This is a genomic window from Candidatus Brevundimonas phytovorans (genome assembly GCA_029203145.1).
Lineage (GTDB): Bacteria > Pseudomonadota > Alphaproteobacteria > Caulobacterales > Caulobacteraceae > Brevundimonas > Brevundimonas phytovorans.
Genome location: CP119309.1, coordinates 1,084,528 through 1,110,611, shown reverse-complemented (window position 1 = coordinate 1,110,611; position 26,084 = coordinate 1,084,528). Strand labels below are relative to the sequence as shown.

The window sequence follows — 26,084 nt, the reverse complement described above, 5'->3', positions numbered from 1 at the left end:
GCTCTAGCTGAGCGCCAGCGCGCCCAGACCGACCGTGCCGACCACGAAGCTGGCGACGACGCCAGCGGCGATGGCGCCGACGACCATCCACAGCACGATGGCGGAGACAACGACGACTGCCGTGTAGCCCAGGGCCTTGTCCTGCGGCGCCTTCATCACGGTCGGCAGGCCGAGGTAGAGCAGGTAGAAGCCGTAGAGCCCCAACAGGCCGCCCAGCCAGGCAAGCGCCGGGAACAGGTTGAAGATCGACGCCACCCAGGCGGCCGTCATCGAATAGACGGCGACCTTCATCGCCTGCACCTTGTCCCTGGTCCCGTTGAAGGTCGGCGCCAGGGCGTCGATGATCAGGCCCAGAACGAAGACCGACAGCAACGACAGGCCCCAGGTGACGATGGCGCCCAAGAGGCCGCCGACCACGGGCGTGCGCATCACCGAGCCGAAGATATGGATCGGGAACAGCTGTCCGCCGATCAGGCTGGCCACCGGGCCGATCGCGGCCAGCAGCATGGCGTAGCGGGCGAACAGGCTGCGCGTCGTGGCGTATTCGGCGTCGATGACGGGCCACTCCAGCTTGGGCCGCATCAGGATGTTCTGCACGCGGGCGACGAGGCCCGGATCAATGGCGGGCGGGTTCGGAGCGGTCATGGGGGCCTCGGCGGGGGTGAGTCGTAACGACGCTATAGCTTGGCAGGATGACGGGCATATGAGTGGCAATGCAACCCGCGCACCTCGCCCTGCGTCAGACCCGGACGCAGACCTGCGCATCCCCACTCGCCCGCGCCGCGATTCCTGCTAGGTCAGGGTCATGGCGCGCGACACCCTTCTCTATGTCTGTCAGTCCTGCGGGGCGGTTCACAACAAGTGGGCGGGGCAATGCTCCGGCTGCGGCGAGTGGAACTGCCTGTCCGAGGAGTCCAAGTCAGCCCCGCCCGGCGCGATGAAGCCCGCCTCCACAGCGCGCGGGCGCGGGCTTCAATTCGAAACCCTGCAATCCGACACCCCCGAGCCGCCGCGCATCGTCACCGGCGTGACCGAGTTCGACCGCGTCTGCGGCGGCGGCGTGGTGCCCGGCTCGGCCATCCTGCTGGGCGGCGATCCCGGCGTGGGCAAGTCGACCCTGCTGCTGGAGGTCACGGCCAAGGCGGCGCGCAACGGCGCCCGCGTGGCCTATATCTCGGGCGAAGAGGCCATCGAGCAGATCCGCGCCCGCGCCAAGCGCATGGGGGTGGCCGACGCCGCCGTGTCCCTGGCCTCGGCCACGGCCCTGCGCGAAATCCTGACGACGCTGAAGCGCGACAAGTTCGACATAGTCATCATCGATTCCATCCAGACCCTGTGGTCCGACGCCCACGAAGCCGGGCCGGGCTCCGTCACGCAGGTCCGCGCCTGCGCCGCCGAACTGGTGCGGCTGGCCAAGGATGGCGGCCCCGCCATCATCCTGGTCGGCCACGTCACCAAGGACGGCCAGATCGCCGGGCCGCGCGTGGTCGAGCACATGGTCGACGCCGTACTCAGCTTCGAGGGCGAGCGCGGCTATCCCTTCCGCATCCTGCGCGCGGGCAAGAACCGTTTCGGGGCCACCGACGAAATCGGCGTCTTCGAGATGAGCGACGTCGGCCTGCGCGAAGTCACCAACCCGTCAGCCCTCTTCCTCGGCGAAGGCAAGGACCGCGCGCCCGGCGCCGCCGTCTTCGCAGGAATCGAAGGATCGCGGCCAGTTCTGGTGGAAATTCAGGCACTTGTAGCCCCCTCCGCATACGGCACGCCAAGACGCGCGGTCGTCGGCTGGGACAATGGTCGCCTCGCCATGCTGCTCGCCGTACTGGAAGCGCGCTGTGGTCTCGGCTTCGGCGACAAGGACGTCTATCTGAACATCGCCGGGGGCCTGCGGATCAGCGAGCCCGCCGCCGACCTGGCCGCCGCCGCCGCCCTGATCAGTTCCGCCCTGGACAAGCCCCTGCCGCAGGGTTGCGTCGTCTTCGGCGAGATCGGCCTGTCGGGCGAGGTTCGCGCCGTCAATCGCGCCGAAGCCCGGCTGAGAGAGGCGAAAAAGCTCGGCTTCGACCGCGCCCTGGCCCCGGCCCAGGCCAAGGACAAGGTCAAAAAAGGCGACGTGGCGCTGACAACCGCCGGGCTGCTGACCGAGGTGGTCGAGCGAATCTCTCAAAACCGCTACTGAGGCGGCTTCTGCCCCCCAGCGCCCCCTTCTTCCAAGGACCCTAGTTCGCGTGACCGGCTACGACGTCTTTGTCATCCTTGTGCTTCTGGCCTCCGGCGCCGCTGGCTGGTTCCGGGGCGGCGTGCGCGAGCTGACGGCTCTGTTCAGCTTCTTTCTGGCCGGCTTGCTGGCCCTGATCACCCTGCCCTGGACCGCGCCGTTCGGGCGGTCGCTGGTCGATCCCGACTGGGCCGGGTCCGTGCTGGCCGTGGGCCTGACGTTTCTGATTCTCTATTTCGGCCTGCGCTTCCTCGGCTCGGCTATTTCCAAGGGGGCGCGCGGGAACACGCTCGGCGTCTTCGATCAGACCTTTGGTCTGGCCCTCGGGCTGGTGAGGGCCCTGGCCCTGATCGGCGGCGCCCACCTGACCATCATGGGCGTGATGACCGACAATCCCCCGCGCTGGCTGACCGACGCCGCCCTGGCTCCGGTCAGCGCCAAGGCCGCCGAGGTCATCCAGATCGTGCTGCCGACGCTGGGAAAAGGCGCCGACGCCCTAACACCGGTCGTCGGATCTTCCGTCCGCGAAGGGTTTTCGGATCAATGAGCCTTGCCCCAGCCCCAATAGCGGACTACGTGCGCGGCGCCACCGCCTGAGTTACCCTGTTCCCGGTCATCGGAGCCTGACGATGCGCCACCATATCGCCGATCCCATCGTTCACCGCGAACACTGGCGCGAGCCGGAGGATGACCAGCTCCGTCTGGAGTGCGGCGTCTGCGGCGTCTGGGGGGCGCCCGAGAACGAAGCGTCGTCTATCGTGGCCCTGGGCCTGCACGCCCTGCAGCATCGCGGTCAGGAAGCCTGCGGCATCGCCAGCGTCTTTGAAGACCGCTTCTATACCGAGCGCCATCAGGGCCTCGTCGGCGAGGCCTTCGGCAATGCCGAGCTGACCACCCGCCTGCCCGGCGGCGCCGCGGTCGGCCACACCCGCTATTCCACCGCCGGCGGCAGCTTCCTGCGCAACATCCAGCCGATGTTCGCCGATCTGGACCAGGGCGGCATCGCCATCGCCCACAACGGCAACCTGACGAATTTCAAACACCTGCATGCGCAGCTTGTGTCGGAAGGCGCCATCTTCCAGTCCACCTCGGACTCCGAGGCCATCCTTCACCTGATCGCCCGCAGCCGTAAGGCCAAGATCGTCGAGCGCTTCATCGACGCCCTGGGCCGGATCGAGGGCGGCTACGCCCTGGTCGCCCAGACCCGCTTCAAGATGATCGGCGCCCGCGATCCGCTGGGCATTCGCCCCCTGGTGCTGGGCAAGGTCGGCGAGGCCTGGGTGCTGGCGTCCGAGACCTGCGCTCTGGACACCATCGGCGCCACCTTCATCCGCGACGTCGAGCATGGCGAAGTGGTCGTCATCGACGAGGACGGCCTGACCTCGATCAAGCCCTTCCCCGCCCGCGCCGCCCGACCCTGCCTGTTCGAATACGTCTACTTCGCCCGCCCCGACAGCATCGTGAACGGCCGCTCGGTTTATAATGTCCGCAAGGAAATGGGCCGTCGTCTGGCGCGCGAGTTCCAGGTCGAGGCCGACGTGGTCGTGCCGGTGCCGGACTCCGGCGTTCCCGCAGCCCTGGGCTATGCCCAGGAAAGCGGCATCCCCTACGAAATGGGCATCATCCGCAGCCACTATCTGGGCCGCACCTTCATCCAACCCAGCCAGGGCGCCCGGCAGAAGGGCGTGCGCATGAAGCACAGCCCCAACCGCGCCGCGCTGGAAGGCAAGCGCGTCGTGCTGATCGACGACTCGATCGTGCGCGGCACCACTTCGCTGAAGCTGGTTCGCGCCGTGCGCGCGGCGGGCGCCAAGGAGGTCCACCTGCGCTCGGCCAGCCCGCAGATCCTCTTCCCCGATTTCTACGGCATCGACATGCCCGAGCGGACGCAGCTGATGGCGGCGACCCACACGATGGACGAGATGCGCGCCATCCTGGAGGTCGACTCGCTGGGCTTCCTATCCATCGACGGCCTCTATGACGCCATGGGCGTGGGTCCGCGCGATCCCGCCCAGCCGCAGTTCACGGACCACTATTTCACGGGCGACTATCCGACCCGTCTGGTGGACCGCGAAATCGAGGAAGGCGGCCGCGACGCACGCGGTTCGCAACTTTCCCTGCTGGTGACCGCTTAAGGCGGGATGATCCAGCTCGGCTACTTCACGCTCGACACACCTGACATCGAAAAGGCCCGCGCCTTCTACGCGGGTCTGTTCGGTTGGACGTTCGACGAAGACGCCTCGCACCCGACCTACGCCCATGTCAGGGATTCCGAACCGGCATTCGGAATCACCAAGGGCGAGCACCGGGCCTTTCCGCATCTGTATTTCCGCGTGGACGACATTCACGCGACCTGCGCCCGCGTGAGAGAGCTGGGCGGACACGCGGCCATGCCGTCGCAAAGCCCGTCGGGCCTGTCCGCCATCGTCGCCGACGATCAGGGCGTCAGCTTCAGCCTGTGGCAGCCCGCGCCGGGCTATTGAACTGAGCCTTTCGCCCGACGACGGGTCGCGCTATCAGCGCACCATGTCCGAACACGCTTCTCTTCCCCTCGCCAACCGTATTGCTCTGGTCGTCGGCGCCTCGCGCGGCATCGGCTATGAGACCGCCCTGGCCCTGGCAAAGGCCGGCGCTCATGTCGTGGCGACGGCCCGCACGCAAGGCGGTCTGGAAGAGTTGGACGACGCCATCTTTGCGGCCACGGGTCGCCACGCCACGCTGATCCCTTTCGATCTGGTGGATGGCGGGGCCATCGACCGTCTGGGCGGCGCCCTGTTCGAGCGGTTCGGCAAGCTGGACATCTGGGTTCAGGCCGCCGCCACGATGGGCCCGTCGGGTCTGACGCCGGTCGCTCACGCTGAACCCCGCGAGTTCGCCAAGGTCGAGAAGATCAACTTCACCGGCGTCTATCGTCTGATCCGCTCGCTGGAGCCGCTGCTGCGCGCCTCTGACGCCGGTCGCGCCATCTATCTGACCACCAGCGTCGCCACTGCCCCGCGCGCCTTCTGGGGCATGTATGCGGCCACCAAGGCCGGGGCCGAGGCCCTGGTCAAATGCTGGGCCGACGAAATCGAAAGCACGCCCGTCCGCGCCGCCATCGTCGATCCGAGCCGGATGCGCACCCAGTTGCGCGCCCAGGCCTTCCCCGGCGAAGACCCCGAGATCCTGCCCCATCCGTCCGAGATCGGCCCCCTGATGGTCGAACTGGCCCGCCCCGACCTGACCCCGCCCCTGACCGTCAGCTTCAAGGATTGGAAGCAGGGTCAGTCGGCCGGCGCTCCGGTCTAGGACCACGGCCATGTCGATCCAGTCGTCGGGGGCGCGACTTTCAGGACCGACGGCGCAAACCGTTCGCGCGTCGCGCCCGGCCCCCGTGGCCCGCGCGCGGCCCTATGCGGAGATCCTGGCCTTTCTGGCCTCCGTCCTGATCGTCCTGATCTATTCCCAGTCCTGGGCCGCGCCCATGACAGGTTATGGCGCGCGTTCGGCCGACTTCCTGCGCAACGGCTATTATCCGGCCTATGCCCTGGCGGTCGGTCTGGTCCTGACCCGACCAGGCGTAGCGCTTCAGGCTCTGGCCCGCTCGCCGCTGATGCTCCTGCTGCTGGCCCTGACCGCGGCCTCCTTCATGTGGTCGGTCTCGCCCGATGTGACGCTGCGCAGAGTTCTGGCCCTGCTGTTCACGACCCTGGGCGGCGTCGCCCTGGCCTCCCGCTGGCGCTGGGCCACCCTGACCGAGATCTTCGCTACGGCCATGGCGGTGATGATGCTCGCCTCCCTCTTCCTCGGCGCCCTGATGCCCGACTGGGGACGGATGCACGAGATCTTCCCCGGCGCCTGGCGCGGCCTCTGGCTGGAAAAGAACGCCTTGGGCGAGAACATGGGCCTGGCCGCCCTGTTCATGGTCGCAGCAGCCGTCATGGTCCCTGCGCGACGGCGGCTGTGGCTGGTCCTGGCGGCCGTCGCGGCCATGCTGGTCATCCTGTCTACCTCCAAGACTGGCCTGGTGGTGCTGATCCTGTCCTTCGCCAGCATGGGCTTCGTCGCCCTGGTCAAGGCAGGCCCCAAGCGCGCCGTGGTCGGCACTTGGCTGGCCGTCGTGGTCGCCTGCGCCGCCATTCTGCTCATCACCATGCGCAGCGATCTGTTGTTCGACCTGCTGGGCAAGGACGCCACCCTGACCGGTCGCACCCAGATCTGGGCCGCCATCATGCATCAGATGGAGCAGCGTCCCTGGACCGGCTTCGGCTATGGCGCGGTCTGGGACGACACCTCGCCTGGCGGCGCCCACGCCTGGATCACCTATGAGGCCAAGTTCAGCGCCGCACACGCCCACAGCGGCTGGATGGAGGTCTATCTGGCGCTCGGCATACCCGGCATTATCCTGCTGGCGGCCTGGTTCATCGAGATGTGGGGGCGTTCGTTGTGGGCCGCCTATACCCGGCCCTCCGGCTGGTTGCTGATGCCGATGATGACCGCCTACTCCCTGACCATGCTCACCGAGAGCATCACCATGAACTGGCACAGCCTGCGCTGGGTCCTGATCGTGGCCCTGGCGCTCAAGGCGGTCATCGGCGATCAGGACGCCCCGCCCCGCGTCGTCCCCTTGGGCGCACGGGCGCGCGGAACCGCGCGCTAACCCCGACTGCGATCATAACGGCCAAGGCCGCAAAGCAGAAGGGCGAGCCGTCGTCGCCGACCGCTCGCCCTTCAACCCTGGCTGCCTGTGACGGCGGCCTACTTCTTCGGCGCGTGCTTCTGGCCGGTGCGGACCCGGCCCGAACGCGAGACCTGACGCGCACCGCCACGGGCGCCCTTCTGGATCGCGATGGACTGACCAGCCTTCTTGCTGGAACTGGCTTTCAGACCGCCCAGCGCCTTGACCTTGGGCTTGATGCCCGACTTCTTCTGTTCCAGCGCCTTGCCGGGCAGGTTGGACAGGGCCTCAGCGGCCTTCTCGGCCTTGAGCACCTTGCGCGGCGCGGTCTTGGCCGTGCCCTTGTAGCGTTCGGGACCGGATTTGGCGCCGCCCTCGGCATAGGGGTTTGGCGCGCCCGACTTGACCGTCAGGCGGATCGGGGTGCCGGGCAGGTCGAAGCTTTCACGCAGGCTGTTCACCAGATAGCGCTGATAGTGCTCCGGCATGTCCGAGGCGCGGCTGGCCATCAGCACGAACGTCGGCGGACGGGCCTTGGTCTGGGCCATGTATTTAGGCTTCACGCGCTTGCCGTTGACGGCGGGCGGCGGATGCCTCTGCGTGGCCATGGCCAGCCAGGTGTTCAGGTCCTTGGTCTTGACCTTCACCGACCAGGTTTCATAGGCCTTGATGATGGCCGGCATCAGCCGCTCGACGCCGCGACCGTTGTGCGACGACAGGGCGACGAAGGGCGAGCCCTTCAGCTGCGGCAGCTTGTTTTCGGCCAAGGACTTGAGCTCTGCCATCTTGGCCTGCGGCTCTTCTTCCAGGTCCCACTTGGACGCGACATAGACCAGGGCGCGGCCTTCGCGTTCGACCAGGTCGGCCAACTGCAGGTCCTGGGTGTCGAAGGCGTCGTCCTTGTCCATCACCAGCACGACCACCTCGGCGAAGGTAATGGCGCGGATGGTGTCGGCGACCGACAGCTTTTCCAGCTTCTCCTGGACGCGCGCCTTGCGGCGCATCCCGGCGGTGTCGACGAAGCGGATCGCCTTGCCTTCGTATTCCCAGTCGACCGAGATGGAGTCGCGGGTGATCCCCGCCTCGGGGCCGGTCAGCAGCCGGTCTTCGCCCAGCATCCGGTTGATCAGCGTCGACTTGCCCGCATTGGGGCGACCGATGATGGCGATGCGGATCGGCTTGTCCGGTTCGTCGATCTCTTCGATGAAGATGTCGGCCGAAGCCGCCAGCAGGGCCTGATACAGATCGGCCATGCCCTCGCCGTGCTCGGCCGAGATGGCGACCGGCTCGCCAAAGCCCAAAGCGTGGGCTTCGCCGACGCCGCCGCCGCTCTCGCGGCTTTCGGACTTGTTGGCCAGCAGGATGATCGGCTTGTGCACCTTGCGCAGACGCTCGGCGAAGATGCGGTCCAGCGACGTCACGCCCTCGCGGGCATCCATCATGAACATGACCACTTCGGCGTCGTCCAGCGCGGCCTCGGTCTGCTCGCGCATCCGGGCTTCCAGGCTGTCGTCGGTGACGTCTTCGTAGCCGGCCGTGTCGATCAGCGTCAGATCCATGTCGCCGATATTGCCGTCGGCATAGCGACGGTCACGGGTCACGCCCGGGCGATCATCGACAAGCGCCAAACGCTTGCCGACGAGTCGGTTGAACAGTGTCGACTTGCCCACGTTGGGCCGGCCGACGATGGCGACTTTTAGAGCCATGTCGGCTTTCTAACTCAAAAACAGAGAAAAGGTCAGCGGATGCTGACCAGTTCGCCCTTGTCCGTCAGGACATAGAGCGCGCCGTTGTAGGCGGCGGGAGCGATATAGGCGGCTGCGCCCAGTTTGAGGCTGGCTTGCTGGGCGCCGGTTTTCGGATCAAAGGCCACGGCCTCGCCGTCCGAATTGACCAGAACCAGACGGTTGGACGCCAGAATCGGGCCCGACCAGGTCGGACGCACCGTGCGCTTGCCGAAGCCGAGGACGCCGCCCTCCTTGCGGACGCGACCCTCGTTCAGATCGCGGGTCCAGTAGACCTGACCGTTCTCGCGGTTGACCACGGTCAGTTCACCGGCCTTGGACACGACATAGACCACGTCGCCGACCGGCAGGGGCGCGTTGACGCCCGCGACCGGCAGCGACCATTTCGGCTGGCCCGAACGGATATCCATCGACTGCAGGACGCCGGAATGGCTGATGGCGTAGACCGAGCCGCGGCTGATGACGGGGCGACCGGCGATGTCGCGAATCTCGGACAGGGCGCTGGTGCGGCTGGTGCGCGACAGGACCTCTTGCCACACAGGCTGACCGTTCGACGCGCGAAGGGCCACCAGCTCGCCCGAGGAGAAGGGCGCGATGACCGTATCGCCGCTGACCGCCGGGCTGGCGGCGCGCATGATGCGGGCCGGCTCGGTGATGCCGCGATAGGACCAGTCCTGCTGACCCGTATTGGTGTTGAAGGCGATCAGTTGGTTGTCGACGTCGATGACAAAGACGCGCTGTCCCGCCACCGTCGGCGCGCCGTGGATCGGCAGGTCGACCGTCGAACGCCACAGGACGGCGCCCGTCGCAGCGTCCAGCGCCGTCATGGTGCGATAGCCCGAGGAGACGAAGACCTTGCCGTCGCTGACGGCCACGCCGCCGCCAAAGCCGCCGCCGCCCGCGCCGCCGCCGAAGCCGATGCCCAGGAAGCGCGAACCCTTGTCGTGTTCCTCGACCTTGACGTCGGCTTTCCACAACACAGCGCCGGAACCAGCATCGACGGCGGTGACGCCGGCCTCGCCGTCCAGCACGAAGACCTTGCCGTTGTCCGCCACGACCGGAGCCATGACCTGACGCGTATCGCTGGAGCCGGCGCCGATGTTGCGCTTCCACGCGACGGTGAAGTCAGGCGCCGCGATGACGTGTTCCACCGCGTTCTCGGCGTTGCCGCCGGGCTGGGTCCAGGCCGTGGCGGCCTGCGGGCCCGGCAGGAAGAAGTCACGCCCCGACAGGGCGGCCGACGGCGCCAGTTGTTGCTCGAATTCCAGGATCGAGATGCGTTGCCCCTCGGTCGCCTTGGCGACATCCTCCTTGGCCTTGCCCAGACCGAACGGCAGGGCGTTGCGCACCGTGCCGCAAGAAGCGACGGTCAGGGCGAGGCCGCACAGCAGGGCGACTTTCAGCGTACGGTTCATGGATGGCGTCCTGAAAGCGGCGATTACGGGCGAGCGGCGGCGGGCGCCGCCTCTGCAGCGGGGGCCTGAGCTTGGGCCGGGGCTTGAGCCTGGGCGGCGGCGGGCGCCGGCGCAATGACGGGCGCCGGCGTCGCGGCGGCGGCTTTCACAATGGCGGCGAGTCCGGCGGCGGTGCCGGAATCAACCGCCTGAACCCCCGCTTGGGCGCGCTGGCGAATCGAATCAGGCACGTCCTGGCCCAGTTGCAGCTGGACGAAGATCTGGCGGGCGTCGGCGGTCTTGCCGTGTTGCAGCAGGGCCATGGCCTGGGCTTCCTGGGCGAAGGCGTGCAGCGGACGCTTGTCTTTCGCCAGAGGTTCCAGACGCTTCTGGATGTCGGCCAGCGGGGCCGTGTCCATGACCAGGAAGGCGGCCTTCAGCGCGGCGGCGTCGGCGATGATCGGATCGCCCGCGGCCTTGGCGGCGTCGTCGAACAGCTTGACCGCGTCATCGGTCTTGTTGGCCGAGACGGCGATTCCGGCCTGCTGCATCAGGGCCAGGGCCTTGTAGGCGCCATTGCCAGACTTGGCGGCCTCGGCGAAGGCGGCGTCGGCGCCCGACGGGTTGTTGGCCTGAAGCGCGGTCATGCCGCGGTCATAAGCGGCCGAGGCCTTATCGGCCTGATTGGTCTGATAGCTCTGCCAGCCCCACCAGGCCAGGGCGGCGACCAGGGCGACCGCCAGCAAGCCCGCGCCGATCGGCAGCCAGGTGCGGGCCATACGATTGTATCGATCGGAGCGAAGCTCCTCCTCGACTTGTTCGAAGACATCAACCACGAAACGTCGCCCCAAAAACCGCTGCCAAGACTGGTCGCTAAACCGGCGCGACCCTAGAGGGTCGTCGCCGCGCCCGCAACGCAGGCGTTCGCGCCACGACCCGAAATTTCAGCAGTAGGTCGTGACTTCGGCAGGAAAACGGCGGTCAGATTTCCTGGGACAGCTTAACGACGCCCGCCGCCAACAGGGCGACCAGCACCCCGGCTGTGGCCCAGAACATCTGCATCCCGCCCATGGCGCTCATGTCCAGGCCGCTCAGCCCCAGCCGATCCAGCAGGGACTGGACAGCCAGACCCGCGTCCACACCCGCCATGCTCAGACCCTGCGCGACAGGTTCAGCGCCCGTCGAAGCGGACGCCGACGACTCGGTGAAGTTGAAATTGACGTTCAGGACCTCACGGACCGCGATGAGCCCCCCGACCAGGCCAGCGACCGAAAGAGCCACGGTGCGGAACCGCGAGGTTTTCGACAGTTTCGCCGCCACGCCGGCCTCGAACTGGGCCGAATCGGCGAAGCCGGGCGCCCGCGCGAACAGGCGTTCGATAGCTGGATCGAATTCATCAACCGACATGGGATGCGCTCCCGTGAGCAACCGGTTCCGGCTGGAGCCGGGCCCGAAGTTTATCCAGACCACGCTTGACATGAGATTTCACCGTTCCAAGCGGCAAATTAATGGCGGCCGCGATTTCGGGATGGGACAGGCCCGCCCCGTGACACAGGGAGACGCACAGGCGTTCCGGCTCGGTCAGCCCCTTCATCGCCTCGTCCAGATCCACGCGCCCGGCGCTGTCGACATGGGGTGCGACCTCGTCGTTCTCGATCTCGGCCACATAGCGGGCGTCCTTCGAGCGACGCTTCAGATACAGGCGCGCAGCGATACGCTTGATCCAGGCGCCGAACGTCCCCTCGCCCCGAAACTCGGCGCACTTCTCGAACGCCAAGAGAAAGGCGTCCTGAGCCACGTCGTCGGCGAGAGCGGGCTGCGCCCCCATCCGACGCAGCAACCCGCGCACCGCCGGACTGTGGCGACGCACCAACTCTCCGAACTCGCGACGCCCGCCCGCCGCCGACAGGGCGGCGAGCTCGACATCATGCAGGTCGCGTAAAGGCTTGGCCATGACGGTCCCCCCTCCCCGTCGCCCCTCAGCCCTTGTTCTTGTTGAAGACGCTCAAGACGATGAAGGCCAGACCGATCATGCCGGGCACGGCGGCGATGCCGACCAGCGGATAGAAGGCGTCCATCTCGGCGAAGCTGACCGCATAGCCAAAGAGCGCGAAGCCGAGGCTGACCGCCAGCAGGATGACCCCGACGCGCAGGTCGCGAGACGCGGTCGCCGGCGGCTTGATGTTTTCCTTGCTGAGCGCGTCGATGACTTCGGGCGGCAGCGGCTGGCCCCTCTCGATCGCCGAGCGCAGCGTCGCCTGCATCTCCTTGCGCTCCTTGCTCTTCAGCCAGGCTGGCACAAGCACGATCGCGCCGATCATGATGAAAAACGCGATGGGAATGAATTCTTCGGCCATGGGTTTCGCCCCTTCTTGAAATGTTGGAGCCGAGCGTGACGCTGCGGCCTTCTGATAACAAGAGGCGGTGATCGCACCGATCAGATGCAGGCCCCGGCATGAACTCTTTGTAAGGTGGCTCAGCCCGGCGTCAGACGGCGCACCGCCTCGAAGGCCGCCGCCAGGGCGACGGCGCTCAGACCCAGCATCCCCAGCACCGGGGCCAATTCGCTGCCCCCGGTCCAGACCCTTTGCAATACAGGTTGCAGGGCCCACAGCACCACTGCCGCCACCAGCGCCCAGGGCAGACCCGCCAGGACCGACAGGACGGCGCGACGCCGCGCGATCCTCTGGGCCACGACCGCCATGAAGACCAGGTCGCGCGCGGGCGCGGCCTGTTGGGCGAAGATCGCCGCCAGCTTCTGTTCAGGCGTCATCGGAGCCTCCCAGCGCCTCGAACAGACGCGCGCGACCGCGTGCAACATGGGACTTCACCGTGCCCAAAGGCAAGGACAGGGCCAGCGCCGTCTCGGCGTGCGACCAGCCGTCGGCCAGGCACAGGGCGACGCAGGCCCGCACATCCGGCGTCAATCCCGCCATGGCCTGGGCCAGGGCCAACCGCTCGGCGGGCGAGACGCCGCTCGGCGCCTCCAGGGTCTCCAGCCACGCGGCCTCCCGCGCCGCGCCGCGCCGGGAGGCGCGAATGCGGTCCTGCGCCCGCCGCCAAGCTATGCCCAGAAGCCAGCTGCGAAAGCTCGAAACGTCCTTCAGTCGATGCAGGGAACGCCAGGCGGTCAGGATGGCCTCCTGCGCCACATCGTCCGCCTCGGCCCAGCCCCCGCCCAGGGTGCGGCGCAGGAACCCCCGCACCGCCGCCTGATGCCGCTCGATCAGGCGGGTGAAGGCCGTGTCCGATCCCGCTCGCGCCTGCGCGGCCAGTTCCGCATCGGTCATGATCGTCCGCCCCCCGGCGCGCGCCGCTCAGGAGCGTCCGTCCTGCCGTGCGATGGCGTTGATCAGCGCCCAGATCGCCACGGCGCCCATGGTGACGCCCACGACCATGAAGGCGCCGCTGCCGCCGTCGATGCCGGTAAAATATCCGGTCGCCGCAAAACCGACCGCCAGGGCGAAGAACAGCCCAAACAGCGACCAGTAGTTCGCCGGTCGACGAGCACAGGACGACGACCGCCCGGTCGTGTCCCAGAGATCGACGTCCTTCTCCGCCTCACCGACCATCTTCAACAAGACCTCGGGCGGCTCCTGCCCGCGCTCGGCGTAGGTGCGCATCAGGTCCAGCGCGTCCTTCTGTCGGCGATAACGAAAGAAGCTCGACACGCCCCCGCCGACGATCCACGCCAGCGGAAACATCAGCCACCAGAAGTCACGAAACAGGCTTTCCATCGCTCTTACCCCTGCGCCTCGGCGACCATCGCCCCTGCGCTTTCATAGAGTAGTCGTCGCCGAACGCGGAAATGGATGCGGGCGACTTCGCATTTTGTCACCACAGCGTGACTCGACAGCGCCCCCCGGTCGATCAACGCTGACGGTGCGGCGTTGTTCGCGCGTGCAGTGGCCTTGATCCTTCCTCCTGACCCTGAGGTGTCGCCATGCTGCCCCAACTGTCTGCGCTGGGCTGGTTTCATACGCTCGGCAGCCTGCCCGCCGTGCCCATCGGCCTGATCCTGCTGCTGATGCACGGCCGGATCGACCCCGCCACGCGGCTGGGCAAGGCCTATCTGTTCTTCATGTTCATCGGCGCCATCTCGGCCATTTTCGTCATCCGCACCCCGCCGGGGGCCGCCGTGGCGGCGCTCAGCCTGATCTCCCTGACGGTCGGGGCGACGGTCGGCTTCATCAAGCCCCTGATCCGCTATCGCTGGTCGATCGAGACCATCGCGCTGAGCGTCTCCTACTTCACCCTGCTGCTGCCCAGCGTCACCGAGACCCTGACCCGGCTGCCGGCGGGCGATCCCGTCGCCTCGGGCGTCGAGGACCCTCTGGTCGTCGGCTTCCAGCTGACCGTTCTGGTCCTGCTGATCCTGGGCGTGACCCTGCAACTCCTGTCCCGCCGTCGTCGCCTGTCGGCGGTGGCCCTCGCGTAAAGGAAACCGCGTGACCCGCATCATCTATCGCATCGTCCCCCACGACGGGGGCTGGGCCTACAAGCTGGGCGACAGCTTCTCCGAGACCTTCGCCACGCATGACGCCGCCCGCGCCGCCGCCGTCGCCGTGTCGCGCGAGCAGCAGGTGCCGGACCGCACCTCATGGATCGAGTTCGAGGACAGTTCGGGCCAGTGGATCACCGAACGCGCCGACGGCCATGACCGCCCGGAAACCGAGGTCGAGGACTAGGCTGCGAAGGCCTCGGCGTAGCGTTCAGGCTTGAAGCCGACCAGCGTCCGCCCGTCGCCCAGGTCCAGCACCGGCCGCTTGATCATCGACGGCTGGGCCAGCATCAAGGCCACAGCCTTGTCAGCGTTCAGGTCGGCCTTGTCCGCGTCCGGCAGCTTGCGGAAGGTGGTCCCGGCGCGGTTCAGCACCGTCTCCCAGCCATGCTCGGCGATCCAGCGTTCCAGATCGGCCTTGTTCGCGCCGGCGACCTTGTAGTCGTGGAAGGCGTAGTCCACGCCGTTATCATCCAGCCAGACCCGCGCCTTCTTCATCGTGTCGCAGGCCTTGATGCCGTACAGGGTGATGGCCATGGGGCGCTCCTCGCAAAACTGAGCCGCGATCTGGCATCGCGAGGCGGAGGGGTCAAATTCCGCAGTGTGGCTGGAAGCGAATATCCGCTCGCGACCCGTTGCGGACCTATTCGGGCGCCGCTTGTAAGGTCGCAGACCTACTGCTGAAATCTTCCGCTTCCCACCCGTCGAGGACATTTGGCACTTCCGCTGAAGGAGACGCGCATGAAGCTCTACGCCCACCCCTTTTCGTCCTTCTGCCAGAAGGCGCTGATCGCGCTGTATGAGAACGACACGCCGTTTGCCTTCGAACTGCTCGAGGGCGAGGCCGCCTTCGCGGAACTGACGGCGCTGTGGCCAGTGCGCAAGTTCCCGGTATTGCAGGACGGCGAGCGCACCGTCGTCGAGGCCACCGGCATCATCGAGCACCTGGCCGTGCATCATCTCGGCCCGGTGCGCCTGATCCCTGCCGATCCCGCCGATGCGGTCGAGGTGCGGATGATGGACCGGGTGTTCGATCACTATGTCTCGAGCCCGCAGCAGAAGCTGGTGGCTGACGCTCTGCGGCCCGAGGGCGACCGCGATCCCTATGGCGTGGCCGAGGCGAAGCGGATGCTGGCCACCGCCTACGCCTGGCTGGACGAACGGCTGGCGGGGCGGGAATGGGCGACTGATCACGGCTTCAGCCTGGCCGACTGCGCCGCCGCGCCCGCGCTCTTCTACGCCGACTGGTCGCATCCTATCGACGACCGGTTCGCGACGCTGAAGGCCTATCGCGCCCGGCTGCTGGCCCGGCCGTCGATGGCGCGGGCGGTGGACGAGGCGCGGCCCTACCGTTCCTATTTTCCGCTGGGCGCGCCGGATCGGGACTGACGCGCGATCAGGCCGCCTTCTGGCTCCACAGGTCCAGATCGGCTTCACGCCCGATCAGGGCCAGCCCCGAGGCGATGGATTCGAACTCGCCGCCGGTCTCTATGCGGTCGGCGCCGAAGCGGCGGATGAAGATGTCGCGCACCGCCGGGACGAAGGAGGTGCCGCCGGTCAGGAAGACGCGGTCGATCTGCGTCCCCTCCAGACCCGACTGAGCCATGGCTTCGTCGACGGCGGCCTCCATGGCCTGAAGCTCGGGCGCGATCCAGCCCTCGAAGTCCGTGCGTTTGACCGGCTTCTCGATCCGCACCGATCCGGCGACAAAGGAGAAGACCGCCTCCTCGTCCCGCGACAGGGCCTCTTTCAGACCCGAGACGGCGCGGTAGAGGGCGTAGCCGTGGTTGTCGTCCAGCACCTCGATCAGGCGTTCGATCTTCTCGGGCTCCAGCGCGGTGGAGGCCAGGCCACGAATGTCGCGCATGTCCTTGGACGCGCGCAACAGGGCCAGTTGGTCCCAGCGCGCAAAGGCGCTGTAGTAGCGCTGCGGGATCGGCAGGCGGTTATCAAAGGCCCGGTAAAGGCTGCCCTTGCCCAGTTCCGGCGAGACCAGCTGGTCGATGATCCGATAGTCGAAGGCGTCGCCCGCCACGCCCACGCCCGACCGGGCCAGAGGCGTGGACTTCAGCGCGCCGTCGGCCCGCTCGAACCGCACGATGGAAAAGTCGCTGGTGCCGCCGCCGAAGTCGGCGACCAGGACATTGGCGTCCTGTTTCAGTTCGCGCGCAAAGAAGAAGGCCGCGCCGACGGGTTCGTAGGCGTAGCGGATGTCGGTGAAGCCCAGACGGGCGAACGCCGCCTCATAGCGTTCCAGCGCCAGGGCCTCGTTGGGATTGCCGCCGGCGAAGGTGACGGGACGGCCGACGATGATGCGCGGCGGCAGATCGTCCATCGCCCCGTCGGCATGGTGCTTCAGCCGCAAAAGGAAGGCCGACAGCAGGTCCTCGAAGCGATAGCGGCGGTTGTCGATGCGCGTCTCGGTGAAGGCGGCGCTGGCGGCGAAGGTCTTGAACGACTGGATGAAGCGGGTGTCCAGCGGGTCCTCGACATAGGCGTCGATGGCCCAGGGGCCGGCCTCGATCACCCGCTCGGGCGAGCCGCCGTCGCGCGCTTCGTGCAGTTGGAAGCTCAGCGCCGAGCGGAAGGCGAACAGGTCCTTCTCCTCGACCTGGAACCGCACCAGGGTCGCGGGGCCGTCGCCGTGCGTCAGCGACACCACCGTATTGGTCGTGCCGAAGTCAATGCCGATGGTGGCGGGGGTCGCGGACGTCATAGGAGGAGAACCTGCGGGGGGAGCGGTCGCGGTTCCTAGCCCCCTGCCGGCTGGCGTCAAGGGCGACTGGACTGCGAACCGTCATCCGAGGGGCGTCATCATCCCGCGGCGACGTTTTCGCCGAACGGGTCATCCAGACTGTGCGACGGCGGGGTGAACCAGACCGGCCCTCTGTCGTCCATATAGAAATGATCTTCCAGGCGAACGCCGAAGCGGCCGGGAATGACCAGCATCGGCTCGTTGGAGAAGCACATTCCAGGTTGAAGCAGGGTCGCATCGCCGCGCACCAGGTTGGGCGCCTCGTGGATGTCCAGACCGACTCCGTGGCCGGTGCGATGCGGCAAACCGGGCAGCTGGTAGTCCGGGCCATAGCCAAGGCCGGTCAGGTAGTCGCGCGCGCCCGCATCCACGCTCTCGCACGACGCCCCCAGGCGCGCCGCCTCAAAGGCCCGCGCCTGGGCCTGCTTCTCGTGGTTCCAGACCCGACGGAAGTCGTCGCTGGGCGTCCCGAAGACATAGGTGCGCGTGATGTCGGAGTGATAACCATCCATCAAGGCGCCCGTGTCGATCAGCACCACGTCATCGACCTTCAACGCCCGGTCGCCCTCGCCGCCGTGCGGCAGGCAGGTGTCGTCGCCGAAAGAGACGAGACAGAAGGACGAGCCGCCCTCGCCGCCCAGCTTGCGATGCTCGGCGTCGATGAACCGCTTGACCTCGGACGTCAGCACCCCGGCCTGCAGCCAATGCCGCGTACGACGCTGCACCTCCAGGGTGATGGCCTTGGCCCGGATCAGAAGCGCGATCTCCGCCGGCGACTTCAGGCTACGCTGAGCGGTGATCAGGGCGCCGCCGTCGGTCACGCGATCCGCGCCCAGCCTCCGGCTGAGGCCCAGCCAGATGAAGGCCGCCGCCTGATCGTCAACGGCCAGCCGACCGTCTGGCGACAGCCGGGTCGCCACCTGCGCATAAGGGCTCTCATCTTCTTCCCAGGTGAAGATGTCGCCGGCCACCGCGTTCGCCGCCGCAGTCAGCCCCCTGATCTTGTCCCGTTCGAACTGGGGACAGATGTACTCCAGCCGTCCATCCGCATGGATCAGGGCCGCGGTCAGCCGCTCCGACGGATGCCAGTCCAGCCCCGTGAAATAGCGTAACGACCGTGTCGGCCCGAGCAACAGGGCCGCGAGGCCTTCCGCCCGCAAGCGCGCGGCCATGGCCTCCAGGCGCGTGCGCCGCTCATCGGCGGAGATAGGGGCGGCGGCAGGGGCGGAAAATGTCATGGTCGACGCCTATCCGGGATGTGGATGGAAGCAAGACGCTCCAGGCCGGTGCGGGGCTGGACGCGCCAATCCTCAAATCGGGATCACGACATGCAGGGATAATCAACATTAAGGCAAATGAGAAAGCTTTATTTGATTTGAATTTTTATTAATAATATCATCACGATCTCAAATGGAGACTCATCCTTGACCGAGCAAAAGAAGGCGCGCGGACGCCCTATCGACTTGGAAAAAAGTCGCCAAATCGCAATTGCGACATGGAACGTTTTGTCAGAACGCGGTTATGATGCTCTGACTTTTGATGCCGTGGCCAGTGAAGTCGGATGCAACCGCGCCACCATCTATCGACGGCATGCGTCAAAGGCAGAGCTCGTGGCCTCGGTTTTGCGCGAAACCCTGTTGTCGTTCGCCCCGATCATCGACGAGGAAACCGCCCCGCGCGACGCCCTGCATGCCTTGGTGGATACGGCTGTGGCCTACCTCTCTGACGCGCGCCCGGCCGCCATTCTCCACATCGCCTCGTTGGCGCGGCGCTCGCCAGAAGTGGCCGATATTCTCGACATCCACCTCAAATCGACCGAACCCTATTATATTCGCCAGTTCAGACGTCTGGCCCCGAAGGCCGACATCGAACAACTGCAGTTCGTGACTCACACGCTTCTGGGCAGCGTGGTCTACCATCTGACCTTTCGGCCGATCCAACTGACGCCCCAGCAGATCGACGCCTTGGTGGACAGGGCGATCGCCATGTTGCCTATCGGCAGCGACGACCGCCCCTAGGCTCAGACCTCCTCGACAGGCCCAACCCCGCCCGACAGATTCGGGCGAACGCGATACGACTTCAGGACAAACCGCTGATAGTCGCGCTGACGTACCGTGCTCACGCCGATCAGGTCGATCCGGGCTTCGTCCGCCCGCAAGGTCACAAGGCCGTAGCCCTTGGTCAGGTGCTGACAGAAGCGCACCTCGGGACAGGCTTCGGAAAAGGCCGCCCCCAACTCCACATCGCCCAACATATTTCCCAGGCTGCTGCTGGTGATAGCCGTGACCCCCACCTCAGCGGCGACACGCCGATCCTCGGCATCGTGCAGTTCACTGACCCAAAAGGCATGACTGTCGCCCGACAGGACCAATGGACGGCTGCCCGTTTCGACGAACATGCGATCCATGCGGGCGCGGGCCGCGGGGTAAGAATCCCATCCGTCGAATTCGAAAGGCACGTCTGTCGGCAGGGTCTCCAACTGCTGAAGCCAGGGTCGCAGGATCGGGGACGCCTGTTCGAAGGCCTGCGCCCACCGCGCCTTACCCATGAAGCCGACGATGTCCGCGCCGGTCGTGCGCGCCATGACCATCTGATTGCCGATGACCTGCCAGGGTTTCCCAGCTTTGACCGAGCCTTCGAGACGATCACGCAGCCACGCCTCCTGGGCGACGCCGTAGACGCTGCGCTCAGGCCGGGAAATGGAACGGAGGATGGAGGCGGGATCGATCCTCACTCCATAGGGCGCCAGCGCCGGTCGCCCCTGACTGAACGCCGTCAGGATTTCGCGCCTCAGAGCCGGATCGGTGATCACGACAGGCTGATCCGGGTTACTCAGATCCACCGCATTCCACGTCACATCCGCGGGATTACGCAGATTGATCTGACGATCCCGACCGAGGAAACGATTTTCGACCATGATCAAGGTCGCCAGATCGCCCAGCTCGAAGGTGCGGTTGATCGCCAGCAAGGAGGCGCCGGGCTCAGGCTCGCGAATGGGAATCCACTCATAGAAGGCGCGAACAGCGGCGTCGCGGCGGTCGCTCCACACGCCATCTTCAGCCTGATGGTTCTGGGCCCCGCCGCTCCAGGCGTCGTTGGCCGTCTCGTGATCGTCCCAGACGCAAATCCACGGCGCCCGAGCGTGCGCCGCCTGCAGATCGGCGTCCAGCTTGTAGCAGGCGTGCCGCTCGCGATAGTCGGCCAAGGTGCGCGCTTCATGCGCCGGCGTGGGCGCACGGCCGATTTTCTGGCCAATGCTCATGCCCAGCTGGTCAGGCCCGCCCCCGTACTCGTAGATATAGTCGCCCAGGTGCAGCACCAGGTCGACACGCTCAAGTTCGGCGATGTCGCGATAGGCGTTGAAGAAGCCGGTCGAATAGAGCGAGCAGGACGCCACCGCCAAAACCATTTCCGACACCCGCCCCACCGGCAGGGTGCGCGCGCGGCCCGTCGCCGAAACCTGATCGCCGCAGCGGAAGCGATAGAGATATTCAGTATTCGGCCGCAGCCCAGTCACATCGACCTTGACGGTGAAGTCGCGGGCGCTGTTCGTCGTGACCACGCCGCGGCGGACACCACGCTGAAAGTCTGCATCCTCGGCCAACTCCCATTCCACGGAAACGGCGGCGGCGTCAGCGCTTCGGGGCGTGGCTCGAGTCCACACAATAACCCGGTCCCGCAGAGGATCGCCCGAAGCGACGCCGTGCAGAAAATCAGCCGGCTCGTTGGAAGCCGCCGCCGCCTGCCCCGCGGTCGCCGCACAGGCGGCCAAGCCGACAAGGCCAAGGGCCGCGCGTCGGTCTAGTTTCATGTTTCTGTTCCTTGAGGAAAGGGCGGCGAACGCAGCGCAGACGCCGCGCCCGGCCGCCCGTTGTCATCAGAATCGGGCGCTGACCTCGAACCGAACGTTGCGGCGCGATCCCACGATAAAGGTCGGCATGCCGAAGGAATCCCCGGTATTCCCGGCGTCCACGACGTATTTCTCATCCAGCAGGTTCTCGCCAAAGACGGTGAAGGACCAGCTGCCGCGCTCGGGCGTGAAGTTGATGCGAAGATTGAATAGGCCGAAAGCGTCCTGATATTCGTCGACCGACTTGTCCGAAAACGCCGGCCGCGAACGAACCTGAAGATCGGCGCGATCATTGTCGTCAGAGAAGAAGATCTTTGACTGCCAACTGTAGACAGGCGTTATGGTGAACTCCCCCAGGTCGGTCGGGATGACTGCATTTGCCCCCACGGCGTACTTGTTGTCAGGGCTGTTGCGGAAACGGTTGCCGTCATAGGCGCCGCCGCTGAATCGAGCATGATTGTAGGCATAGCTTCCAAACAGGGACAGGCCGCCCGCGAGCCGCCAGGTTGCCTGGGTTTCGAAGCCGGTCGCCTCAGCCGCTCCGGCATTCACCGGCTCAAGACGATCGCCATTGCGCTGGAAGGTCTGGAAGTTCGAGTAGTCGAAGCGATAAACCGAGGCGTCGCCGAACAAAGCTCCATCGAAGAGCCGGTATTTGACGCCGACTTCGGCCGACGCCAACTCCTCGGCAGGCAGGATTCTGGCCCCGCCGGACGGGTCCAGATCGATCCCCTCCGGACGCTTTCCAACGCCATAAACCGCATAGACGTTCACATCAGGCGTCAGCGCATACCTGACCCCTGCACGACCTGTCGTCAGGCTGGAGGAATGGCTGCCCCTGACAACTGCGCCACCCGGCGTCATGGTCATCAACAGGGCCGCGCCCGTCAGGCGCGATACGCCCGCCGGGGTGCTCACCTGCATCGAGACCGCCTTGTCGTCCCAGGTCAGGCGGCCGCCGACAAAGGCCTGGAGGCGGCCGGACAGGTGGAAGGTCCCATCCGCGAACAGATCATAGGTCTCGATATCTGCGGTCTGGCGCCGGCGATCCAGGTGGAAGGGCTTGTAGTTGGCCGCAGCCGCGCCCAGGGCGGCGTTGATCTGGTTGTTCGTCAGGCCGTTCGGCGCATAGCGATGCAGCACTCCCGACAATAGCAACGCCATGGCGCGCTCATCGGCCCCAAGGTCCGTCGCCTGGGCGTTGCTGGCGGTGAAATAGCTGGCGCCGACAAAGCCCTCGAGCGGGCCAGAGCGTCGAATGTTGAGGCGAACTTCCTGTGAGAACTGCTCGCCGTCGTTGCACAGATCATAGGCGATGATGTTGGTCGGCGTGCCGTCGATGTCGCCCGCCTGACAGGCCGTGTACCAGCGGTAGCCGCTGATCGCGGTCAGATCGAGACGATCCGTCAGGGTCAGATCCGAGGTCCCGCTCAGCCCGACGATCTCGCGTCGGCTATAGGCCTGCGCCAGGTCGCCGAAAGTGCTCAGATGAGTAGGCGTCCAGAAGCGACGATCGCCTTCCAGAGCGCCAGTTTGCTGGTTGCGAGGGGCGAAGACGTTGGATTTGAAAGCACCGCCGCTGTCCGTATCATCGACGTCATAGGTCCCCGCGAAGCGGAAGCTGAAGACGTCATTGGGCATGTAGCGCGCCGTCAGACGATAGGCCTGGCCGTCAACGCTGTTGTAGGTTCCGCCCTGCGTGTCCTTCAGAAAGCCGTCTCTCTGCCGCGTCAACGCGCCGAAACGCAGACCGAAGCTGTCGCTGACGGGGATGTTGACCACGGCCTGCAACAACCGCTGGCCATGGTCTCCGGCGCCCGCCTTGGCCTCCAGCCCAAGGGTGTCGCCCGGCATTTTCTGGAAGATGGAAATACCGCCGTTCAACGCCGAGCGGCCATGCAGGGTCGACTGCGGCCCCTTCTCGACCTCAACCCGATCCACATCGAACATCTCGCCGTAAGCCGAAGCGATCTGAGTAATCGGAACCCCGTCCTGAAACAGCGCCACCCGCGGCTCAGCCGCCGGAGAGGTATCGTCCGACGTGATGCCTCGCAGCGAGATGCCCGGCAAAAGACGGTCCTGCAACTGGATCACCAGTCCCGGCGTCATCTGGGCGACACGGTCGAGCTCGGTCGCCCCCAGCCGCTCCAGCGTCGCGCCGTCATAGGCGCTGATCGACATGGGCACTTCGGAGATTCGCTGCGTGCGCTTCTGCGCCGTCACGATGATCTCTCCGACTTCCGAAGCCGGCTCAGGAACAGGCGACGTCTGCGGTTGCGACTGCGCATAGGCGGACCCCGCCCCCCAAAGCATGGTCGCCGCCAATAGGCAGGATTTCTTCATAGCTAACGGTTCCTCCCGAAACACTCGATGCCCTTCGACATCGCCCGGCCATTTACGGCTCGCTGGTGTACCGAAAATATGTGACACGCTCGTTGCAAGTTGGCAAACATCGTTTTCGCAATCGGGCGGCCAGTCCGAACGACACGCTTTTGACGATTGAGGAGACGCAAAGATGGACTTCAGCCCGACCTCACGCGAACGCGCATTCCAAGGGCGCGTCCGCGCCTTCATGAATGACAAGGTCCGCCCGCGCGTGCCCGCGGTTCATGCCGAAATCGCCGGCGGCGACCGCTGGACCGCCCCCCTTCCCTCAATCGAAACACTCAAGACCGAGGCTCGCGCCGCCGGACTGTGGAACCTGTTCATGCCGCCGGCTCCAGCGGGCATGACCGAAGCCGACGACGATTTCGAATTCACCGGCGAGCGCCTGACCAATCTGGAATACGCCCTCTGCGCCGAGGAGATGGGGCGCATCGACTGGGCCAGCGAAGTGTTCAACTGCTCCGCGCCCGACACAGGCAACATGGAGGTGCTGCACCGCTACGGCACGCTCGAACAGAAACACCGATGGCTGACGCCGCTGATGCAGGGCGAAATCCGATCGGCCTTCCTCATGACCGAGCCGGCGGTCGCCTCATCGGACGCCACCAATATCCAGACCGACATTCGCCGCGACGGCGACGACTATGTGATCAACGGCCGGAAATGGTGGTCGTCCGGCGCCGGCGATCCGCGCTGCAAGGTCGCCATCGTCATGGGCAAGACCGATCCCGGCGAGAAGCCCCATCGCCAGCAGTCGATGATCCTGGTCCCGCTGGACGCCCCTGGGGTGACGGTCGAGCGCGCCCTCACCGTCTATGGCTACGACCATGCCCCGCACGGTCACATGGAGATCACCCTGACGAACGTGCGCGTACCCGCCGCCAACATCCTGCTGGGTGAGGGTCGAGGGTTCGAAATCGCCCAGGGGCGCCTGGGCCCCGGCCGCATCCACCACTGCATGCGGACCATCGGCGCCGCCGAGGAAGCTCTGGAGGCCATGGCGCGTCGCCTGCTGTCGCGCACAGCCTTCGGCAAGCGGCTCGGCGAACACTCGGTCTGGGAAGAGCGGATCGCCCGCGCACGGATCGATATCGAAATGACCCGTCTGCTCTGCCTGAAGGCCGCCGACATGATGGACCGTACGGGCAACAAGGCCGCCCGGGATGAGATCGCCATGATCAAGGTGCAGGCGCCGACCATGGCGCTGCGCATCATCGACGACGCCATCCAGGCCCATGGCGGGGCCGGTGTCTCGCAGGACTTCGAGCTGGCGGCCATGTGGGCCAATATCCGCACCCTGCGCTTTGCGGACGGTCCCGACGAGGTTCATGCCCGCGCCATCGCCCGCGCCGAGTTCGCTCGCTATGCGGAGACTGGCCAGTGAGCGACATCGACACCGCGCGGCTGGCGGACTGGCTGGCGACCCTTCTGCCAACGGCGCAGACAGCCCTTGCGCTGGACAAGTTCCCCGGCGGTCAGTCAAACCCGACCTACAGGATGACCGTCGATGGCCAGGCCTATGTCCTGCGCCGCCGCCCCTTTGGCGACCTCCTGCCCTCGGCCCATGCCGTGGATCGGGAACACAGGTTGATTTCCGCCCTATCCTCGGCAGGCTATCCCGTCCCCAAGCCCCTTGCCCTGTGTCGGGATGAGGTCGTCATCGGCGCCGAATTCTACGTCATGGAGATGGTCGAAGGCCGCACCTTCTGGAACGGCGCCCTGCCCGACCTGTCGCCCGACGAAAGACGCCAGGGTTATGAGGCCATGGTCGATGCGCTGGCCGCCCTGCATACGCTGGACTACCAGGCTCTCGACCTTGACGACTTCGGACGGCCTGGCAACTATTTCGAACGTCAGGTCAGCCGCTGGACCAAACAGTACCGCGCCGCCCAGACCGACGACCTGTCCGAGGTCGAAGCCCTGATCGAGTTCCTGCCGCGCACCATCCCAGAACAGACGCGAACCTCAATCATCCACGGCGACTATCGCATCGACAATCTGATCTACGCGCCCGACGCCATGACGGTCAGGGCCGTGCTGGACTGGGAACTGGCGACATTGGGCGATCCCCTGGCCGATTTCGCCTATCTGGCCATGAACTGGATTCTGCCCGCAGACGGACGCTCCGGCCTGAACGGCACGGACTTCTCCGCGACCGGAATCCCGACGCTGGACCAGATCACGCGCCGATACTGCGTCCAAACCGGACGCGACGACCTGCCGGATCTGCACTGGTATTTCGCCTTCAACCTGTTCCGCCTGGTCGGGATCATTCAGGGCGTCAAGAAGCGAATGCAGACCGGAAACGCGTCGAACCCCAAGGCCGCCGACACCGTCGCGATGCTGTCGCCCCTGGCCCATGCAGCCTGTAGAGAGGCCCGCCTAGCCGGGGCCGACTTTTAAGCCGGCAGCCGGTCCGACCGCCGGCGCTTCAAGACTACCAAAGACCCCCGGAAAGGCTCGGAAGGACTGGCAAGGTCAGTGATCTATGAGCGCCTGCGGAGGCGATGTCGAAACAGCGTGGAAAGCCGACACTGGCAATGATCTGGCGTCCAATCTGGGCCCAGCCGTTGCCGACT

27 protein-coding genes are annotated in these 26,084 nt (G+C 66.2%); 12 read left to right on the top strand and 15 right to left on the bottom strand.

The window, feature by feature from the left end; translation table 11 throughout:
- Nucleotides 1-3: 3 nt before the first annotated feature.
- Nucleotides 4-645 carry a YIP1 family protein gene (locus tag P0Y52_05265; GenBank protein WEK58950.1) on the bottom strand — a complete coding sequence of 214 codons (642 nt, stop codon included), beginning with the start codon at nucleotides 643-645 and terminating at the stop codon, nucleotides 4-6.
- Between the two features lie 160 nt (nucleotides 646-805).
- On the opposite strand from P0Y52_05265, the gene radA reads away from it, so the two are divergent.
- The 6 genes from radA to P0Y52_05235 all read left to right on the top strand — a co-directional run bounded on the left by radA (nucleotide 806) and on the right by P0Y52_05235 (nucleotide 6,857).
- On the top strand, nucleotides 806-2,179 hold the full coding sequence (gene radA / locus P0Y52_05260; GenBank protein ID WEK58949.1) for a DNA repair protein RadA: 1,374 nt from the start codon (nucleotides 806-808) through the stop codon (nucleotides 2,177-2,179).
- A 49-nt stretch (nucleotides 2,180-2,228) separates the two neighbouring features.
- Nucleotides 2,229-2,765 (top strand): CvpA family protein, encoded by a 537-nt coding sequence (locus P0Y52_05255; protein ID WEK58948.1) that lies wholly within the window; start codon nucleotides 2,229-2,231, stop codon nucleotides 2,763-2,765.
- Nucleotides 2,766-2,847: 82 nt separating this feature from the next.
- On the top strand, nucleotides 2,848-4,353 hold the full coding sequence (gene purF, locus P0Y52_05250) for an amidophosphoribosyltransferase (GenBank protein ID WEK58947.1): 1,506 nt from the start codon (nucleotides 2,848-2,850) through the stop codon (nucleotides 4,351-4,353).
- 6 nt (nucleotides 4,354-4,359) lie between these two features.
- The gene (locus P0Y52_05245; GenBank protein WEK58946.1) at nucleotides 4,360-4,701 is read left to right on the top strand and encodes a VOC family protein; all 342 of its coding nucleotides are present in this window, start codon (nucleotides 4,360-4,362) and stop codon (nucleotides 4,699-4,701) included.
- Between the two features lie 43 nt (nucleotides 4,702-4,744).
- Nucleotides 4,745-5,506: an SDR family NAD(P)-dependent oxidoreductase gene (locus tag P0Y52_05240; GenBank protein ID WEK58945.1), complete on the top strand. Its 762-nt coding sequence runs from the start codon at nucleotides 4,745-4,747 to the stop codon at nucleotides 5,504-5,506.
- Between the two features lie 10 nt (nucleotides 5,507-5,516).
- Nucleotides 5,517-6,857: an O-antigen ligase gene (locus P0Y52_05235; GenBank protein ID WEK58944.1), complete on the top strand. Its 1,341-nt coding sequence runs from the start codon at nucleotides 5,517-5,519 to the stop codon at nucleotides 6,855-6,857.
- Between the two features lie 98 nt (nucleotides 6,858-6,955).
- Here P0Y52_05235 and der read toward each other — a convergent pair whose 3' ends face one another.
- From der to P0Y52_05190, 9 genes are all read right to left on the bottom strand, one after another.
- Entirely contained in the window at nucleotides 6,956-8,581 is a 1,626-nt protein-coding gene (der, locus tag P0Y52_05230; GenBank protein WEK58943.1) for a ribosome biogenesis GTPase Der, read from the bottom strand.
- A 32-nt stretch (nucleotides 8,582-8,613) separates the two neighbouring features.
- Complete coding sequence (locus P0Y52_05225) at nucleotides 8,614-10,035, bottom strand: PQQ-like beta-propeller repeat protein (protein ID WEK58942.1); 1,422 nt, start codon at nucleotides 10,033-10,035, stop codon at nucleotides 8,614-8,616.
- A 23-nt stretch (nucleotides 10,036-10,058) separates the two neighbouring features.
- The gene (locus tag P0Y52_05220) at nucleotides 10,059-10,793 is read right to left on the bottom strand and encodes a tetratricopeptide repeat protein (protein ID WEK58941.1); all 735 of its coding nucleotides are present in this window, start codon (nucleotides 10,791-10,793) and stop codon (nucleotides 10,059-10,061) included.
- A 202-nt stretch (nucleotides 10,794-10,995) separates the two neighbouring features.
- A complete protein-coding gene (locus tag P0Y52_05215) occupies nucleotides 10,996-11,421 on the bottom strand; it encodes a hypothetical protein (protein WEK58940.1) in 426 nt (141 codons plus the stop codon).
- A complete protein-coding gene (locus P0Y52_05210) occupies nucleotides 11,411-11,968 on the bottom strand; it encodes an RNA polymerase sigma factor (protein ID WEK58939.1) in 558 nt (185 codons plus the stop codon). Before P0Y52_05210 ends, P0Y52_05215 begins: the two co-directional genes overlap by 11 nt.
- A gap of 25 nt (nucleotides 11,969-11,993) precedes the next feature.
- A complete protein-coding gene (locus P0Y52_05205) occupies nucleotides 11,994-12,371 on the bottom strand; it encodes a DUF6249 domain-containing protein (protein WEK58938.1) in 378 nt (125 codons plus the stop codon).
- A gap of 119 nt (nucleotides 12,372-12,490) precedes the next feature.
- Nucleotides 12,491-12,787, bottom strand: a complete 297-nt coding sequence (locus P0Y52_05200; GenBank protein ID WEK58937.1) for a hypothetical protein — start codon at nucleotides 12,785-12,787, stop codon at nucleotides 12,491-12,493.
- Nucleotides 12,777-13,304, bottom strand: a complete 528-nt coding sequence (locus P0Y52_05195) for an RNA polymerase sigma factor (GenBank protein WEK58936.1) — start codon at nucleotides 13,302-13,304, stop codon at nucleotides 12,777-12,779. Before P0Y52_05195 ends, P0Y52_05200 begins: the two co-directional genes overlap by 11 nt.
- A gap of 27 nt (nucleotides 13,305-13,331) precedes the next feature.
- Nucleotides 13,332-13,751 (bottom strand): hypothetical protein, encoded by a 420-nt coding sequence (locus P0Y52_05190; protein WEK58935.1) that lies wholly within the window; start codon nucleotides 13,749-13,751, stop codon nucleotides 13,332-13,334.
- A 206-nt stretch (nucleotides 13,752-13,957) separates the two neighbouring features.
- Between P0Y52_05190 and P0Y52_05185 the strand changes: the two genes are divergently transcribed.
- Entirely contained in the window at nucleotides 13,958-14,452 is a 495-nt protein-coding gene (locus P0Y52_05185; protein WEK58934.1) for a hypothetical protein, read from the top strand.
- A gap of 10 nt (nucleotides 14,453-14,462) precedes the next feature.
- Nucleotides 14,463-14,702 carry a DUF2188 domain-containing protein gene (locus P0Y52_05180; GenBank protein WEK58933.1) on the top strand — a complete coding sequence of 80 codons (240 nt, stop codon included), beginning with the start codon at nucleotides 14,463-14,465 and terminating at the stop codon, nucleotides 14,700-14,702.
- On the opposite strand, the gene P0Y52_05175 is transcribed toward P0Y52_05180, so the two are convergent.
- On the bottom strand, nucleotides 14,699-15,052 hold the full coding sequence (locus P0Y52_05175; GenBank protein ID WEK58932.1) for an ArsC family reductase: 354 nt from the start codon (nucleotides 15,050-15,052) through the stop codon (nucleotides 14,699-14,701). The two genes, P0Y52_05180 and P0Y52_05175, sit on opposite strands and share 4 nt — an antisense overlap.
- Nucleotides 15,053-15,256: 204 nt before the next feature.
- On the opposite strand from P0Y52_05175, the gene P0Y52_05170 reads away from it, so the two are divergent.
- The gene (locus P0Y52_05170) at nucleotides 15,257-15,904 is read left to right on the top strand and encodes a glutathione S-transferase family protein (GenBank protein WEK58931.1); all 648 of its coding nucleotides are present in this window, start codon (nucleotides 15,257-15,259) and stop codon (nucleotides 15,902-15,904) included.
- Between the two features lie 7 nt (nucleotides 15,905-15,911).
- Here P0Y52_05170 and P0Y52_05165 read toward each other — a convergent pair whose 3' ends face one another.
- Both P0Y52_05165 and P0Y52_05160 read right to left on the bottom strand, forming a co-directional pair.
- On the bottom strand, nucleotides 15,912-17,231 hold the full coding sequence (locus P0Y52_05165; protein ID WEK58930.1) for an Hsp70 family protein: 1,320 nt from the start codon (nucleotides 17,229-17,231) through the stop codon (nucleotides 15,912-15,914).
- Between the two features lie 98 nt (nucleotides 17,232-17,329).
- Complete coding sequence (locus P0Y52_05160) at nucleotides 17,330-18,508, bottom strand: Xaa-Pro peptidase family protein (GenBank protein WEK58929.1); 1,179 nt, start codon at nucleotides 18,506-18,508, stop codon at nucleotides 17,330-17,332.
- Between the two features lie 186 nt (nucleotides 18,509-18,694).
- Between P0Y52_05160 and P0Y52_05155 the strand changes: the two genes are divergently transcribed.
- A complete protein-coding gene (locus P0Y52_05155) occupies nucleotides 18,695-19,288 on the top strand; it encodes a TetR/AcrR family transcriptional regulator (GenBank protein WEK58928.1) in 594 nt (197 codons plus the stop codon).
- 2 nt (nucleotides 19,289-19,290) lie between these two features.
- Here the strand turns inward: P0Y52_05155 and P0Y52_05150 are convergent, their stop codons facing one another.
- Both P0Y52_05150 and P0Y52_05145 read right to left on the bottom strand, forming a co-directional pair.
- Complete coding sequence (locus P0Y52_05150) at nucleotides 19,291-21,081, bottom strand: alkaline phosphatase D family protein (protein WEK58927.1); 1,791 nt, start codon at nucleotides 21,079-21,081, stop codon at nucleotides 19,291-19,293.
- A 66-nt stretch (nucleotides 21,082-21,147) separates the two neighbouring features.
- Nucleotides 21,148-23,694, bottom strand: coding sequence for a TonB-dependent receptor (locus P0Y52_05145; GenBank protein WEK58926.1), 2,547 nt, complete (start codon nucleotides 23,692-23,694; stop codon nucleotides 21,148-21,150).
- Here P0Y52_05145 and P0Y52_05140 point away from each other — a divergent pair.
- Both P0Y52_05140 and P0Y52_05135 read left to right on the top strand, forming a co-directional pair.
- Nucleotides 23,636-24,889: an acyl-CoA dehydrogenase family protein gene (locus P0Y52_05140; GenBank protein ID WEK58925.1), complete on the top strand. Its 1,254-nt coding sequence runs from the start codon at nucleotides 23,636-23,638 to the stop codon at nucleotides 24,887-24,889. The two genes, P0Y52_05145 and P0Y52_05140, sit on opposite strands and share 59 nt — an antisense overlap.
- Nucleotides 24,886-25,908: a phosphotransferase family protein gene (locus tag P0Y52_05135; protein WEK58924.1), complete on the top strand. Its 1,023-nt coding sequence runs from the start codon at nucleotides 24,886-24,888 to the stop codon at nucleotides 25,906-25,908. The genes P0Y52_05140 and P0Y52_05135 overlap by 4 nt, the downstream gene beginning before the upstream one ends.
- The last annotated feature ends 176 nt before the right edge of the window (nucleotides 25,909-26,084 follow it).